General features: G+C 64.7%; 13 protein-coding genes. 6 read left to right on the forward strand and 7 right to left on the reverse strand.

What is annotated here, in order from left to right; genetic code table 11:
- Window positions 1-77: 77 nt before the first annotated feature.
- From FG486_RS00740 to FG486_RS00755, 4 genes are all read left to right on the forward strand, one after another.
- Entirely contained in the window at window positions 78-839 is a 762-nt protein-coding gene (locus tag FG486_RS00740; protein ID WP_181266067.1) for a glycerophosphoryl diester phosphodiesterase membrane domain-containing protein, read from the forward strand.
- Window positions 840-903: 64 nt separating this feature from the next.
- Complete coding sequence (locus tag FG486_RS00745; protein WP_066281724.1) at window positions 904-1,473, forward strand: peroxiredoxin; 570 nt, start codon at window positions 904-906, stop codon at window positions 1,471-1,473.
- A 45-nt stretch (window positions 1,474-1,518) separates the two neighbouring features.
- Window positions 1,519-3,048, forward strand: a complete 1,530-nt coding sequence (locus tag FG486_RS00750; RefSeq protein WP_181266068.1) for an acyl-CoA carboxylase subunit beta — start codon at window positions 1,519-1,521, stop codon at window positions 3,046-3,048.
- A 145-nt stretch (window positions 3,049-3,193) separates the two neighbouring features.
- Window positions 3,194-3,493 carry a hypothetical protein gene (locus tag FG486_RS00755; protein ID WP_206678350.1) on the forward strand — a complete coding sequence of 100 codons (300 nt, stop codon included), beginning with the start codon at window positions 3,194-3,196 and terminating at the stop codon, window positions 3,491-3,493.
- A 13-nt stretch (window positions 3,494-3,506) separates the two neighbouring features.
- Here the strand turns inward: FG486_RS00755 and FG486_RS00760 are convergent, their stop codons facing one another.
- From FG486_RS00760 to FG486_RS00785, 6 genes are read right to left on the reverse strand one after another with little or no spacing between them, the layout of a single operon-like run.
- Window positions 3,507-4,433 carry an RDD family protein gene (locus FG486_RS00760; RefSeq protein WP_181266069.1) on the reverse strand — a complete coding sequence of 309 codons (927 nt, stop codon included), beginning with the start codon at window positions 4,431-4,433 and terminating at the stop codon, window positions 3,507-3,509.
- On the reverse strand, window positions 4,433-5,464 hold the full coding sequence (locus tag FG486_RS00765; RefSeq protein ID WP_181266070.1) for a stage II sporulation protein M: 1,032 nt from the start codon (window positions 5,462-5,464) through the stop codon (window positions 4,433-4,435). The genes FG486_RS00760 and FG486_RS00765 overlap by 1 nt, the downstream gene beginning before the upstream one ends.
- Complete coding sequence (locus tag FG486_RS00770) at window positions 5,461-6,783, reverse strand: DUF58 domain-containing protein (RefSeq protein ID WP_181266071.1); 1,323 nt, start codon at window positions 6,781-6,783, stop codon at window positions 5,461-5,463. Before FG486_RS00770 ends, FG486_RS00765 begins: the two co-directional genes overlap by 4 nt.
- Window positions 6,780-7,736: an AAA family ATPase gene (locus FG486_RS00775; protein ID WP_181266072.1), complete on the reverse strand. Its 957-nt coding sequence runs from the start codon at window positions 7,734-7,736 to the stop codon at window positions 6,780-6,782. Before FG486_RS00775 ends, FG486_RS00770 begins: the two co-directional genes overlap by 4 nt.
- The gene (locus FG486_RS00780) at window positions 7,733-9,046 is read right to left on the reverse strand and encodes a DUF4350 domain-containing protein (protein WP_181266073.1); all 1,314 of its coding nucleotides are present in this window, start codon (window positions 9,044-9,046) and stop codon (window positions 7,733-7,735) included. Before FG486_RS00780 ends, FG486_RS00775 begins: the two co-directional genes overlap by 4 nt.
- A 1-nt stretch (window position 9,047) precedes the next feature.
- Window positions 9,048-9,692, reverse strand: a complete 645-nt coding sequence (locus FG486_RS00785) for a hypothetical protein (RefSeq protein WP_181266074.1) — start codon at window positions 9,690-9,692, stop codon at window positions 9,048-9,050.
- A 148-nt stretch (window positions 9,693-9,840) separates the two neighbouring features.
- On the opposite strand from FG486_RS00785, the gene FG486_RS00790 reads away from it, so the two are divergent.
- Window positions 9,841-10,683: a hypothetical protein gene (locus tag FG486_RS00790; protein WP_181266075.1), complete on the forward strand. Its 843-nt coding sequence runs from the start codon at window positions 9,841-9,843 to the stop codon at window positions 10,681-10,683.
- 42 nt (window positions 10,684-10,725) lie between these two features.
- Here FG486_RS00790 and FG486_RS00795 read toward each other — a convergent pair whose 3' ends face one another.
- The gene (locus FG486_RS00795; protein ID WP_181266804.1) at window positions 10,726-12,483 is read right to left on the reverse strand and encodes a class I adenylate-forming enzyme family protein; all 1,758 of its coding nucleotides are present in this window, start codon (window positions 12,481-12,483) and stop codon (window positions 10,726-10,728) included.
- Between the two features lie 276 nt (window positions 12,484-12,759).
- Here FG486_RS00795 and FG486_RS00800 point away from each other — a divergent pair, with 276 nt between their 5' ends.
- Entirely contained in the window at window positions 12,760-13,497 is a 738-nt protein-coding gene (locus tag FG486_RS00800) for a Crp/Fnr family transcriptional regulator (protein WP_066275528.1), read from the forward strand.
- Window positions 13,498-13,603 lie beyond the last annotated feature (106 nt).

Genomic DNA, 13,603 nt, shown 5'->3' on the forward strand with positions numbered 1-13,603 from the left:
ATTTTATGGATTGCGCTGACGTTTCAGCCAAATGTCAGCGCAATCCAGTCGCTTTAGCCAGTGAGGCCAATCCCGCCATGACACGCAAACTCGATCTTTCCGGGTGCTGGAACGACGTGATGCAGCTTTTCCGCACGCATCGCGAACTGCTGCTCAGCGTGGCGGGCGTGTTCATCCTGCTGCCCGGCCTGGCTTTTGCCATGTTCGTGCCGCCGCCGCAAAGCCCGCCCGATGCGGATCTGACGACGATCTATGCGAACATGCAAAGCTTCTACCAGGGGAATTTCGGCTGGATCATCCTGATCGGGCTGTTGAACGGCTTTGCCACCATCGTCATGCTCGTGCTGATGCTCGATCCCAGTCGCCCCAGCGTCAGCGAGGCGATGCGGCGGGCATTTTCGATCATCTTGCCTTATTATGCGATGGGCGTGCTGAGCGGCGTGCTGACGTTTCTGGGCTCGCTGGCATTCATTCTGCCGGGCATCTACATCTTCGTGAAGCTGATCGTCGCAGGACCGGTGATGGTGGCCGAGCGCGCTCACACGATCATAGCGCCGATGCGCCGGTCCTGGGCGCTCACCAAGAACAATAGCGGGCGCATCCTGATCTTCCTGCTGGTCGTCGCGGTCACAGCATTCTTCGTCTATATCACCAGCGTAACGGTGTTCGGCATCGTCATCCGGCTGGCGCTCGACGGCGAAATTGCCGGAACGCTGGTTACCCTGGTCGACGCGGTGATCAGTATGCTGCTGACCGTGCTGATGGTGTGCGTCTATGCCGGCATCTATCGCAAGCTCGCCGGCCCGGGTCCCGAGGATATTGCACGCGAATTTTCCTGACCGGGTGGAAACTCGGCACATGCTCCCTAAGTTGCCGCCATCACGATCAAAAGGGTTTTTCGACATGCGCGCATTTGCACTCTCGCTTTCCGCCCTCGCTCTCGCCGCTGGCCCGGTCGCCCTGCTGGCCGAAGCCCCTGCCCTGGCCGCGGATGCAGGCAAGATCGCCATCGGCGGCAAGGCCCCGATGTTCACAACCACCGGTGCCAAGGCGGGCAAGGCCTACAAGCTGAGCCTCGCCAGCGAGCTGAAAAAGGGCCCGGTTGTCCTGTATTTCTTTCCTAAGGCGTTCACCAGCGGCTGCACCGCCGAAGCGCATGAGTTCGCAACCCGCATGGACGATTTCAGGAAGGCGGGCGCAACCGTGATCGGCCTGTCGGCGGATGGCATCGAAGAGCTCAAGAAATTCTCGACCGAGGCCTGTCAGAGCAAGTTCACCGTCGCCCAAGCCACGCCCGCGATGATCCAGGCCTATGGCGTCGGTCTTGCCGGGCGTCCGAACATGACCGGACGCACCAGCATGGTCGTTGCTCCCAACGGCCGCGTGACCTTCGTCCACGACGACATGGACTATCGCGATCATGTCAAGCTGACGCTCGGCGCAGTCCAGTCGATGGCCAAGAAAAAGGGCTGATATTCGTGCGTGACCGGCGGGGGTTGGCGCGCTAGCGTTCCCCCCATGAGTTGGCAGGAAGAGATCGACGAGCTTGCCCGGCGCCGTGCGCTGGCCGAGAAAATGGGCGGGGAAGACAAGGTCGCGCGGCAGCACGCGCGCGGCAAGATGGATGCGCGCGCGCGGATAGACGCGCTGCTCGATCCGGGCAGTTTTCGCGAGATCGGCAAGATCGCCGGGCGCGGCAGTTACGACGAAAATGGCGACCTGATCGACCTTGCCCCTTCCAATTTCATCTTCGGGCGCGGCGATATCGATGGCCGCGCGATTGTCGCCAGCGCCGACGACTTTACCGTGCGCGGCGGAGCTGCCGATGCGGCGCTGCACCGCAAGTTCGTCCAGTGCGAGGCCATGGCGCACGAACTGCGCCTGCCGCTGGTGCGCATGATCGACGGCACCGGCGGCGGCGGATCGGTCAAGACGCTCGAGACCATGGGTTACACCTATGTGCCGATGGTGCCGGGTTGGGAGCATATCGTCACCAATCTGGAAACGGTGCCGGTGGTCGCACTGGCGCTCGGCCCGACCGCTGGCTTGGGCGCGGCGCGGACGGTAGCCAGCCATTATTCGGTGATGGTCAAGGGTCTGTCCCAGCTCTTCGCCGCTGGTCCGGCGGTCGCTGCCGCGATCGGCGAGACGGTCGACAAGGAGCAGCTGGGCGGCACGGAGATCCATTGCCGCAACGGCGTGGTCGACGAGGAGGTGGCGAACGAGGCCGAAGCCTTTGCCGTCGCGCGGCGTTTCCTCAGCTATCTTCCTTCCTCGATCGACCGCCTGGCAGCGCGCATGCCGTGCGCCGATCCGGTCGATCGGCGCGAAGAGGCGCTGCTCTCCGCCGTTCCACGCGATCCGGGCCAGGTCTATGCGATGCGCCGCGTGCTGGCGCAGGTGTTCGACCACGGCAGCGTGTTCGAAATGGGCCGCCGCTGGGGCCGCGCGGTCATCACCGCGTTTGCGCGCCTCAATGGCTGGCCGGTCGCGGTGCTGGCAAGCGATCCCAGCTATCTGGGCGGTTCCTGGGAGGCCAGGACCAGCGAAAAGGCCGAACGTTTCGTCAAGCTGGCCGATCAGTTCCGCCTGCCGATCGTCCATCTGGTCGACAATCCCGGCTTCATGATCGGTGCCGATGCCGAGCGCGCGGGGACGATCCGTTATGGCGTCAACGCGATGAACGCCATTTATCGTGCGCGGGTGCCGCTCGCCTCGGTCATCGTCCGCCGTGCCTATGGCATCGCGGGTTCGGCCATGTCGAATGCCGAACGCTTCCAGTATCGCTTTGCCTGGCCCAGCGGCGACTGGGGATCGCTGCCGATCGAGGGCGGGGTCGAGGTCGCCTACAAGTCCGAGCTTGAAGCGAGCGCCGATCCGCAGGCGCATCTTGCGGCGATCCGCGCCCGGCTCAACAAGGTGCGCAGCCCGTTCCGCAGCGCCGAGCATTTTTCTATTGAGGATATCATTGATCCGCGCGACACGCGGCCGTTATTGTGCGAGTTCGCGGACCTTGCCTGGGCAAGACTCTCGGCGGGTCGGGCATAGCCCCCAGGCTTTGCGATATGCTTAACGCGGCGCATGCCAGTTTCTTCAAGCCCGCCTTAACGCCGGCCATGGCATCTTCAGCCTGAAAAACTATCAGGACCCCCGTGCCATGATCAACAATTCAGACCCCCCAGGCTCGCCGACGATGCGAACGGTCTACATCCGTCCGAACTATCAGGCGAATGATGTCGCGCCGCGCAACACCGACCCTGCCCCCGCACGGCCGGTGAACGACGGCGTCATCAATCTGATCAACCGCCCCACCGCGCCCAGCGGCGCGATGGAGAGCCTTGCCAAGGCCGCAGCGGCTGCCGAGCTCCCGCAAAAGCTTGACGATTTCGCACGTCAGGTCGCCAAGTCGATGCTGGGTGATCCCGAACAGGCGATGCGGACCTTGCGCCCGCCCACGGCAGAGCAGGTCACCGGGCTGCTTGGCGCCGCCTGACGCCCGCACTGCATCAGCTGTTCTTGTCCGCGCGCCTTCGGCCGAAACGCATGCCGCGTTCCAGCCGGGCGCGCAATTGCGTGTAATAGGCCTCCAGAAAAGCGCGCTCGTCGCCTATCGGCCGGGTCCAGCCGATCTTGCCGCAAATCGTCGCCGCAACCGCCTGCATCGACTCGGCATTGGCCGTCCGCAGCACCTGCTCCAGCGTCTGCAGCTCATATTCGCCATAAACCGCAAGCTCGGCTTCGGTGAACCGATAGCGATCAGAAGGTAGCGCTGCGATCAGGTCATTTTCGGGCACCCCTGTCGCCACCAGCCCCGCCAGCTGCGCCTTTGGCGCCTGCACCACCCAGGTTCCCGCGATCAGGTCGCCGCAGCGCAGCCGATCCTTGTTGAGCAGCGGGAACAGCGCGAAACTGCCGACCCAGAACAGCCCCGCCCAGGCCGCGAACTCGCTAAGCGAGCCCTGAATTCCGCTCGACGTCATGAACATCACCGGCAGGAACAGCTCGATATCGCGGAGCAGGTTGCGCGCGATCACCGCCTCTGCCGTCAGCCGCCCGCCATCGCGCACAGCGACGCGAATGCCCAGTGCGCGCTTGCCCCAGGTCGCCGCGCGCTGGCCCAGTTCGAAATACAGGAAATAGGCGTTGCGCGCCAAAAACGTGCCGATGATGAACAGCACCACGAGAAAACCGCCGATGCTGTCGGGTATGGATGGCAGATTGGCGCGTTCGAACATCCAGACAGTCAGCACCAGTGCCAGGATGAAGGCGATATACATCCCGAACAGAGCGGCCAGATCGATCAACAGCGCCCCCGCACGCGCGCTCGCCGATGCCACCTGGACATCGAGCGCGACGCCCTCGGGCGTGATCAGGGTGCGCTGAAGCCTCGCATCCCTGCCCCGCGTCCGGCCCAGATCGGCAGCGCGCACCATCAGGACCGCCTCGGGCGGAATGCGAAGAAATAGGCGAGCCACAGCGCCAGGATACCATAGCCGATGGCATAGCGGATTGCCGTCGACTGGATCAGCTGGCGGCCAAAGCCCTCGAGCAAACCGGCGCAGATCAGCATCACCACGACACCCGCCATGACTTGCGCAGCAGTACGCCCCGCCTGGCTGAGCGCCGCCATATGGCTGCGCTGCCCGGGAAATCCGAGAGCACGGCCGATATGCAGCCCCGCCGCCCCGGCGAGCAGGATCGCCAGCAATTCGGTCGTGCCATGGATCGACAGCCAGCCGATGAACTCGACCGCAAGCCCGCGCGAGGCGAACAGCCAGACCATCGCGCCGAGCCCGACCATGTTGTAGACGAGCAAGAGGATCGACGGCACGCCGAACGCGAACCCTAGCGCGAAGGCCATGATGGCCACCTGCGCGTTATTGCTGAACAGATAGGCGGCAAACACCCCCAGGCCATCGCCATCGGTCTCACCGAACAGCGTGCTCAGCAGCGCCTCGCGCGATGCTCCAGGCACGCGGACATCGCTGAACTGTGCCGGGACAAGCCGGAAATACCAGTCGGTATCGGCATCGACGAGGAAGAAGCCGAGCACGGCACCTGCCACCATCGCTGCCAGTGCAACCAGCAGGTCTGGCCAGATGGCTCGCACAGCGCGGCTGAGCCCACCACCGAAGAAGCTGCGGCACCAACCGCCAAGGCTGGTGCGGGTGCCATAGACCATGAAATAGGCACGCAGCGTCAGCGATTCGAGATAGGCGATCAGCCCGGCGTCGAGCGAGCTTTCGCGCGCGATCGACAGGCTGGACAGCAGGTTGCGGTAGAGCACTGGCAGCGCCAGGACGTCGTCGTCGGACAGCTTGCGGAGCTTGCCCTTTTCCATCGCCGTGACCATCGCATCGAGCCTCTGCCAGTCGCCCTCGCGTTCCAGCCGGAAGCGGTCGCTGCGCAGCACGGCGGCGGCCACCGCCTGTTCGCCGGAGGACTGCAATACCGCCTCGCTCATAGCTGCCCCCGGCGCTTGATCTTGAGATAGGCGTTCATCAGCCGCGTACCGATCTCGTCATGCCGCCCCTCGATCACCTCGATGCCCATGTGCCGCAGCCGCGTGATGACCAGGCGCCGCTGCGCCAACAGGCTGGCGGCGGCGACGCTCTCACCCACCTTCTCGCTGGTCGCGGGAGCCTGATCGACGATCGAAAGCAGCTCCTCGTCCTCCATCGCGACGAACAGCAGCAGGTGCCGGTCGATCAGCCGCCCGACCGATTCGAGCATCAGTTCCGCGCTGGTCGGATCGGTGAAATCGGTGAACACCACGATCAGCGAGCGCCGCTGCAGTTGCGCGGCCAGGGTCGAGAGCGCCAGCGTGTAGTTGCTCTCCTCGAAGCGATAATCGATCCCCGCCGCCTCGGACTGGAGCCGGAAGAAATTGCGGCTGCCCGAAACGAAGGGTGTGGCGCGCTCGGGCCGCGCGGCGAAGGAAAACAACCGCACCTGATCGCCCGCTTTCAATGCGACATAGCTGGTCAGCAGCGCCGCCGAAACCGCGCGGTCGATGCGTGGCAGGCCCGCAACCGGCTCGCACATGTCCGACCCGCTATCGAGCGCAAAGACGATCTGGTTGTTACGCTCGGTATCATATTCGCGCGCCAGCAGCTTGGAATGGCGCGCCGAGCTCTTCCAGTCGATCGTGCGGCGATCGAAGCCGGGCTGATATTCGACCAGCGCCTCGAACTCGCTGCCCTCGCCGCGGATCTGGCGCCCCAGGATGCCGTAGATCGCCTCCTTGATGAAAACTTGCAAAGCCGGCGCGCGCACCGCCGCGATGTTGGGCAGGATGGCGATGCTCTCGCCGCTCTGCCGCATGTCCTGCCGCCAGCCAAGGCCCAGCGGCCCTTGCCAGCGCAGCCACAGCCGCTCGATCTCCAGCGCGCCGCGACGCACCGGCGACAGTGCGAATTCGCCGCGCAGAGCAGCCTCCGGACCCGATCTTTGCAAACTTGCAACGCTCCTGCCGACCGGAACGATGCGGCTTGTGACCGCCAGGCTCGCCTCGGCGCGCGCGATCGGCACCTGCGCGGCCAGCTCCGCTTCGATCGCGATGCGCACATCGCTACCCAGTTCGCTGCTCGCCGGCACGATCAGTTCCACATGCCGTGCCTTGCCCGCGATCAGCGCATCGAGCAGCGCGAGCAGCAGCACCGCGCCCGACCAGGCCGGGCCGAGCGCCCACAACCCGGGCGCGAACGCCGCCAGCAGAATCGCCAGCGGCGCCCCGCCCGCGATCAGCAGGCCCGCGCGCAGGGTGGGATAGGCTCCGATCAACGCGGCGCCTCGGTGCGTTCGACCAGATCGGCGACGATCGTCTCGACGCGGCGACCTTCAATCTCGGCGGCGGGCGACAGCAAGGTGCGATGACGCAGCACCGAAGCGGCCAGCTGCTTGACGTCATCGGGGATCACATAGTCGCGCCCCTGCAGCGCCGCGCGCGCGCGGGCGGCATTGGCGAGCATGATCGCCGCGCGAGGGGAAGCCCCGCTTTCGAAATCGGCAGTCTCGCGCGTCGCCCGGACGAGCCGCACGATATAGGCGACCACCTCGTCGACCAGCTTGACCTCGTTGACCGCCGCACGCGCGGCGCTCAGCTCGTCGGGCGTGACCTGCGGCTGGATCGCGAAGGCTGCGGGCCGCTGGGCGCCGCTGCGCTTGCCATATTCGGCGACGATGCGCGCCTCTTCGTCCGCATCGGGATAACCGACCAGCAGCTTGAACAGGAAGCGGTCGAGCTGCGCCTCGGGCAGCGGGTACACCCCCTGCTGCTCGATCGGGTTTTGCGTTGCCACCACCATGAAGTGCGAGGACAGCGCATGGCGCGTGCCATCGAGCGTGACGCTGCGTTCCTGCATCGCTTCCAGCAGCGCGGCCTGCGTCTTGGGCGGGGTGCGGTTGATCTCGTCGGCCAGCAGCAGATCGGTGAAGATCGGCCCGCGCGTCAGCGTGAACTGACTGGTCTGGAAGTTGAACAGGTTGGAACCTACAATATCGCCCGGCATCAGATCGGGCGTGAACTGGATGCGCCCGTAATCGAGCGACAGGCACGCGGCAAAGCACTGCGCCATGAAGGTCTTGGCCGTGCCCGGAGGCCCTTCGAGCAGCACATGGCCGTTAGAGAACAATGCGATCAGCAAATGGTCGACGATCTCGTCCTGCCCGATGATCGCCTTGGCCATTTCGGCGCGGATGCGGTCCCCCAATGCGTTGATTTCGGCCAAGTTCATCCCATCCGTTCCTTTTTCCATCCATGCAGCGCGCGCGCCGCCGCCGCGATGGCGGGGCGGTCGCGCGCGCTGCGCATGTCGTTCAGCAGCGCATCATAGCTGCGCCCGCTCTCATCGGCGGGCACCAAAGCGAGCCGCGCGTCGATCTCATCGACCGGCAGCGACGGCGGCAGGCCGAGCGCGCGCGCCGCCCGATCACGCAGCAGGTCGGCATAGGCGGGCCCGATCAGATGCTCGCGCCCCAGGCGCCGCACCAGCCCGGCGCTGCCCTTGACGAGCGCGGACTTGCCGAAGCCGAACGGCCGTTCTTCGGAGAGCGGCGGGCCGAAGCGGAAGAACGCCATCCAGGCAAAGGCGATCGCTGCCAGCACCAGGCTCGCCACCGCGCCGACAAAGGGCGGACGAAACGCCACCGACAGCAGGTTTTCCGAGGCGCCCAGCCCGTTCTGGGTCAGGTCGAACACCACGCCCTCCCCACCGCCGGACCAGGCCGAATCGATGATGTTCAGCGCCAGCTCGGCCGTCTTGCGGTTGGCGAGGCCCAGATTGTTCATCAGGTCCGCATCGGCGACGATGACCACCGGATAGCGCCCCTGCTGGACGCCGGGCGCTTGCGGCGCTTCATCGGGCGCATCGGGATCGAGCGAGGGATACCAGCCGCCATCCTGGATCAGCGCCACGCGCGCCGCGCCGGTGCGGCTGTCGGCCAGCACGGTCGTCAGTCTGTCACCGCTGATCGTCACGCGCGATTTCAGCGCCTGTTTGAGCATGGCCTTTTTCTGATCGGCATTTTCAGGCTGTTCGAACAGCATCGATGCGAAACGGTTGTCGACGCCCTCCAGCCGCGTCTTGGCGGTGACCAGCCGCGAGAGAATCTGCGGTGCCTGTAGCGCCAGATACGGGGATTCGAGCTGCACCCAGCCCTGTTCCAGCCCCTGGAGCGGGGTTACCTGCCATTTGGGCAGGATGATGATCGTCGGCCCGGTGAACGCGCGCTGTTCCACCATGGCCTGCAATTCTTCCGGATCGCTGCCCAGTTGCGGCGTGACGATCAGCAGATCCTGCTGCGACAGCGCGGCAGGGTTGCGGCCATAGCTGACCCTGGTGCCGGTCTTTTCGAGCAGATGCGCCAGCGCCGAATAGCCGACCAGGCTCGACGATGCGCCATGCGCCTGGCCGTTATTGGCCGATCTGAGCGCACCCCCCGCGCCGAGCGCGTAGAGCAGCGCGATGAATGCTGCAAAACCGATGGCGAACATCAGCAGCACTGCGCCGCGGGCAAACGGGTTCGGGCTGGTTTCCGCCGCCATCTCAGCCGCCATCCAGCGCAAAGGAGCGATAGGCCTCGCGCGAGCTGTCCCACGCGCTGCGATCGAGCGGACGCCGCGCAAAGAAGCTCGCCTCGACATGGCCCGCGATCACACCAAACGCCTGGCGGGCGCGCTGCGACAGCGCATCGAACGCGCCGATCTCGCGTGTAGTGGTCGAAGGGCGCAGCAGGTCGGGCCGTTTCTCGGCAATATCCTCGATCGAACGGTAGAGCAGCAGATGCGCGGCCTCGTCGAAGCGGCCTTCTGCAGCCAGCCGGTCGGCCTCCTCGAGCAGCGCGCGCGCCTTCTCGCGATCGGGCACCCATTGTTCGCCCGGCTCACCCTGCCGCTCGCGCCAGTCGGCAATATAGGGGGCCAGGATCACCCAGAGCAGCACCAGCACGCCCGCCAGCAGCGCCACGAGCAGCAGCTTTTCCAGCCACGGCCAGATCGCGTCGAGAAACCTGGCGACTGGCCCCAGTATTTCAGCCAGCCATTTCTGGAACTGGGTCAGCCAGTCGGGCGGCGGGTCGACAGGCTTGGCGAATTTCGGCGTGAACTGGATGCCGCCATCGCCGCGCACCTGCTCATAGGCCGCATCGAAACCCTCGCGGCGGGGTGCAGTAAGGACAGGGCCAGCGCTCACGCCGGTTTGATCGCAGAAGCGGGTCATGGGGGCAAGATGATTTCAATGGCCCGCAGGCTATGGACCTTGGCATCGCGGCTGTTACGGTGGCCTTGACTTGACCGGGAATCGGTCGGGGGCGAAACGACCAGAAACGGAAACGGGGCATATGGCAGGAACCGCAGAGAAGATCAGTATCGCCAACGTCATCACCAACAGTTTTGGTCTGCTCGGGCGTCATGCGCTGGTTTTCTTCGGTTTTCCCCTCCTGCTGTTCGGCGTGCCGAGTGTGGCGATCAGATCGCTTTTCGGTCTCGAGACCGATTTCGGCAATTTTAACGGTACGTCGACCGCTTATGCCATCGTGTTCGGCTATGCGCTGGCAATGCTTGCCGTTTACGGGTTCCTGCAAGCTCTGTTGATGCTTGTCGCCGCGCAGGATCTCGCCAGGCAGCCCAGTTCGCTGGCAAATTGCATAGCTCAGGCTGTCCGCAAATTGCCCGGATTGTTTGGCTTGGGCTTTGTCGTCATTGCCAGCTTCATTCTGATTGCTGGCGTGATTACCATGCCGGTATTCGGGTTCAGTTTGAAACTCGTCAGTGATCAGAATTTCGCTGGCGCAACCTCCATGTTCTTCACCATGCTCGGACTCGTCCTAATCGGCATGATCGCGTTCACCTACCTTTCCCTGATGTGGATGGTTGCCATTCCAGCCAAGGTCGTCGAGCCGATAGGGGTGTTCGCGGCGCTTGGACGCAGCCGCAGGCTCACCGCAGGTTCGCGGCTTCGGCTGCTGCTGCTCATCATCATTCTCTTTTTCTTCAACATCGCGGTATCGCTGCCGCTGGGGCTGATCGCCCAGTTCGGGCCGGTCGTGGAGATGATCGCCACTGTGCTCAGCAGCGCGATCAACATCGCCTTCGCCTCGGCGTTGGTGGCATCGGCCTATATCGAGCTGCGCGCGGTCAAGGAGGGGGCGAGCACCGACGAGTTGGCCGACGTGTTCGCCTGAGCCGCTGGCGCGCCGAACGGACCCGGCGCGCCGCGTGCCGGGTCAGCCGAACAGCCCCGCGAGGTCCTTCTTGAGGATCTTGCCATTGGCATTGCGCGGCAGCGTCTCCGCACAGAACACGATCCGCACCGGCACCTTGAACGCGGCGAGGCGTTCGCGCACCCAGGCCTGAAGCTCAGCCTCGCTGGCCTCGGCGCCGGGAGCCAGATGCACCACCGCCGCCGGCTCCTCGCCCAGGGTGCGGTGCGGAAGGCCGATGAGCGCTGCGTCGGTGACGGCGGGGTGATCGTAGAGCACGTTCTCGACCTCGGACGAATAGATATTCTCGCCGCCGCGGATGATCATGTCCTTGGCGCGATCTACGATATAGCAGAAGCCCTCCTCGTCGAGCCGCGCGAGGTCACCTGTGCGCACCCAGCCATCGACAAAGGTCGCCGCGGTCGCCTCGGGCTTGTTCCAGTAACCCTTCACGATCTGTGGCCCGCGCGCCCATAGCTCGCCAACCTGCCCCACCGGCAGTTCGGTCTGGCCATCGGCGTCCATGATCCTGAGGTCGCTCACCGGCACGGCGGGGCCGCAGCTGTCGGGACGGTTGAGATAGTCCTCGGCCGTATGGCTAGTAACCGTCGCCATCGTCTCGGTCATGCCCCAGCCATTGCCGGGCAGCGCGCCGAAGACTTCACGGATCTTGCGCACGAGTTCGGGCGCGGACGGCGCGCCGCCATAGGAAATCGACTTGAGCGAGCTGAGGTCGTACTTGTCGCGGTCCGGGTGCTCGATCAACTGCCAGGCGATGGTCGGCACACCGCCGGTCGCCGTCACTTTCTCGCGTTCGATGATTTCCAGCGCACGCGTTGCATCCCATTTGTGCATGAACACCAGCGTTGATCCGGCGAACATCACCCCGGTCATGCCCGCGCTGCACGCGGTGACATGGAACAGCGGGATGACGGTGAGCAGCACCGCCGGTTCGGGCGCGGGCGGCGCCTCGCCCCGGCGCAGCGATGAACGCACCCCGGCATAGGCGGTAGTGAGGATATTGGTCGTCATGTTGCGATGGCTGCCGAGCGCACCCTTGGGATTGCCGGTGGTGCCCGATGTGTAGAAGATCGTCGCCGCATCGTCGGGCGCGATTTCGACAGGCGGAAGCTCGGCGGGGGCCAGCTCGGCATAAGCGGGCGGCGCGCCGATGACATCTTCCAGCGCCTTGGCCCCATGTGCCAGTTCGCCCAGGCTGCGGCTGATCAGCATGGCTTCGAGCGCGTCCAGTTCGCCGAGATGCGGTGCGATCCGGTCCAGCCGCTCGGCATCGGCGATCAGCAGCTTCGCGCCCGAGTCCTTGAGGCCGTACGCCAGCTCCTGCCCGGTCCACCAGGCGTTGAGCGGCACCGCGATCGCGCCGATGCTGACGATCGCAAAGAACGCCACCGGCCATTCGGGCAGGTTGCGCATCGCCAGCGCCACGCGATCGCCCTTGCCGATGCCCGCGGCGGTGAGATGCTGCGCCAGCGTCGCGGTGGCACGGAACCAGGCATCGTAGCTGACCCGCTCGCCCTCATAGATCAGGAAGGTCTTATCGCCATGGCTGCGCGCGATCTGGGCCAACGCGGCCAGGCTTGGCGGAGCGTTCTTCCAGCAACGCGTCGACACGCCCTCGACCTCGACCGTTTCCATCTCGAATGGCTGTCCCGGCGCGCACAGCATCGCCTCGATCTGTTTCAGCGACAGGGCGGGCCAGCCTTCCGGCGCGCTCCAGCTGTGGCTGGCGGCGACGGGGCTGGTCGGGCTCTCGGTGAGCATGGGCAAGCGATCCTCTCGTTTGTGAATTTACGTTTGCGTCAAGTCTATGGAATTGATCGCGACACGCAATGGCTGATTTGCAGGATCATTTGCCCCGCTGGCGCGTAACTGGTCTTTGCGGGAGTCATAGCAAATATAACATATGTTAATAAATTGATTTTGCTGGATATTTGTTGCTGCACGCCTAAAAGCACGCGTGCCGAGTATGAGACCAGGTGGAATTGACGGGGCGGTTCGGCGGGTCGGCTGGACGCCCCTATCTGCAGGAGCCCGACCATGTCAGACAGTTGTTTCGTTGTCCGGCTGAACCGTTATCTTGATCTTACCCCCACCGAGAAAAAGGCCGTCGCCAGCCTCGAGCGCGAGCCTCGCGACTATCCGTCGGGCAGCATGCTGTGGCAGGAAGGCGATGATCTTTCCGAGCTGCTGATCGTGCATCAGGGCTGGGCACTGTCGGAAAGCCGTTTGCCGACGGGCAAGCGCCAGATCCTGCGCTTTCATTTTTCGGGCGACATGATCGGCGCATCGGGCATCGCGTTTCGCGATGCGCCCTCGAGCATCGTCGCGGCGACCGACATGGTGGTATGCCGCTTCCCGCGCCGCGCGCTGGGCGAGACATTCACCGAGCATCCGCGCCTTGCCGCCTTGTTCTTCTCGATCAGCCAGATGGAAAGCATCGACCTGTACGACCGGTTGCGCGCCCTGGGTCGCAGCGAGGGCAAGGCACGGCTTGCCAACCTGTTCCTGTCGATCGCCGCGCGGATGCGCGCGGTCAGCGGGCAGCACAATCCGGTGATCCGCATTCCCCTGACCCAGAGCGACCTCGGCGATGCCGTCGGACTCACCCAGGTGCACGTCAATCGGCTGATCCGGCAGATGACCGAAGAAAAACTGATCACGCGGAACCGGAGCACCGTCACATTGGTTGACGAGCCGAAGCTGATCGAGCTCGCACGGTTCGTAGATCGCTTTAGTGCGCTCGATTCCAGCTGGTTCCCATCGCCTCGAGGATAGTCGAGGCGCCCAAATTGCACTTTGGCGGGTCGGTCCGCTAGAAAGCTGATCGATGTCTGAACTCGACTTTCTCGCCCAGGCCTTCAAGGTTACACGCGCCAACGGC

Origin of the sequence: Blastomonas ursincola, from assembly GCF_013607875.1 — a bacterium.
Lineage (GTDB): Bacteria > Pseudomonadota > Alphaproteobacteria > Sphingomonadales > Sphingomonadaceae > Blastomonas > Blastomonas ursincola.